Annotated in this window: 2 protein-coding genes; both read left to right on the forward strand. The window is 49.5% G+C overall.

Features of this window, described 5'->3' with window-relative positions; all coding sequences use genetic code 11:
- On the forward strand, positions 1-935 hold a 935-nt coding region (locus tag AC2VLY_RS00680; RefSeq protein WP_486892275.1), incomplete at its 5' end, for a dimethyl sulfoxide reductase anchor subunit family protein.
- Between the two features lie 57 nt (positions 936-992).
- Complete coding sequence (gene moaA, locus AC2VLY_RS00685) at positions 993-2,024, forward strand: GTP 3',8-cyclase MoaA (protein WP_031575915.1); 1,032 nt, start codon at positions 993-995, stop codon at positions 2,022-2,024.
- Positions 2,025-2,100: the final 76 nt, after the last annotated feature.

Below are 2,100 nucleotides of genomic sequence, written 5' to 3' on the forward strand. Positions count from 1 at the left end.
ATCCGGCACTCGCAGTTATTTTTCTGACGCTTTTTTCTGGCGGTGGTTTTGGCATTATGGCCTTGACGGCCATCATCAATGATTTTCAGATTGATGGCGGGTTAAATCCCCTGCAGACCATGGTCGCAGTCATTCTCTCGCTGGTTTTTGTCAGCATCGGCATGCTTTCTTCTACCGCGCATCTGGCGAACCCCAAGAACGCCTGGAGGGCTTTTACCCGTTGGCGCACCTCCTGGTTGGCCCGAGAAGGAGTTTTTGCGGTGTTATATTATCCGTTTGCTTTTGCTTATCTGGTCTGGGTGTTTTTCACGGCAGGCACACAGGATACGGTAGGTTTGATTCTGGTGAATCTGGCTGGCCTGATTGGTCTGATTACCATTTTCTGTCAGGGCATGATTTATGCCGTGCTCAGAACCATTCGCCAATGGAATACGGCTCTTGTACCCGCAAATTTCTATGTTATGGGTTTGGCCATTGGTGCCACGATTCTGGCTGCCGAGCGAATGATCATGGGAGCACCGGCGCTTACCCTGGTGGGAATTGCCCTGGGTCTGTTGGTCGCGGCAGCGGTCATGAAAGGTATTTATTATTTCTGGATTGGTCGTCCAAACGGTCCGACCATTCGTACGGCAACCGGTTTCAACCGTTCAACCGTGCGGATTCTAGAGCAGGGCCATACCTTTGGTACTTTTCTGACGGAAGAGTTCGGACATACTTTGCTCAGTGCCAAGGCGCGCAGTATTAAATTCATGATGTATATATTTGCCTTCATTATTCCGGTGGCCGCTTTGATCATTGGCTTCCTGACCGGGCAATTGTTTTTCGCATGGCTTGCCATTGTGTCCGTTGTTTTTGGTATTGGTGTTGAACGCTGGCTGTTTTTTGTTGAGGCCCAACACGTCATCAATCTGTACCATGGCCGTCAGCAATGTTGAACTGGGTCTGAAAAGAGGTCTAGTATAGTTTTTTCATTATTGCTGAGGTGAATGGATATGGCGCAGGAAGTGTTTGCTGTACCGGCACGGGAATCCGCTCTGGCGGATCGTTTCGGGAGGCAGATTACTTACCTGCGTATTTCCGTTACGGAGCACTGTAATTTCCGTTGCTCCTACTGCTCACCGGCAGAAGGCACTCCTTTTTTTGCCAGAAAAGATCACCTTCAGGTGGATGAGTATGATCGCCTGATCGGGGTTTTTGCAGACTTGGGTGTGCGCCACATGCGCTTTACTGGTGGTGAGCCACTCATACATCCGTACTTGCCTGATCTGATTGCTGCCGCCCATCAGCATGGAATTGGTAAAATCAGTATCAGTACAAATGGCCTGTTACTGGCTCGCAAGGCCGAACAACTACAACAATCCGGGGTCAATAATCTCAATATCAGTCTGGACAGCTTGGAACCGGAAGTATTTGCCCGGGTCACCCGGGGTGGAAATCTGCAAGAGGTTCTGCACGGAATTTCTGTCGCAATCAGTGCTGGTATTCCCCGTATTAAGCTGAATGTGGTGCTCATGCGTACCGAAAACGGCCATAATCTCGCTGATCTGGTGCGCTACGCTTTGGCGCAGCATGTTGATATCCGTTTTATTGAAACCATGCCCCTGGGACAAGCCGGAAGCGAGGCCCAAAACGCGGAATTTTTGAGTGCAAGCGAAGCGAAAATGCTCATCGAAAAAGAGCTGGGCACTTTGTATCCGGCCTTTCGGCCGACGGATAATGGTCCCGCCCGGCTTTTTCAGTTTGCAGAGCACCCACGTTCGCAAATCGGATTTATCACGCCCATCAGCGAAAATTTTTGTGCCACCTGTAATCGGGTCCGCCTGACTGCAAGTGGTCGACTGGTATTTTGTCTGGGCCAGGAAAATGGTATGGACCTGCTACCTTTGCTGAGAGGAAGCAGCAGAAACGAAGAAATTGCCGATGAAATCCGCGATAGGATTTGGCAGGATAAACCCGAACGTCACGAATTTGTCACAGATCCGGAACGTTCTTCGCGGATATTCATGATGCGTTTGGGTGGATAATGGTGCTACACGTGAACGAATACATGGTGTAAGCTAGCAGATGACATTATTTTATTAATTGGTGAATAGCTTATGT

The organism is Acidithiobacillus sp. TH-A36, from assembly GCF_057473445.1.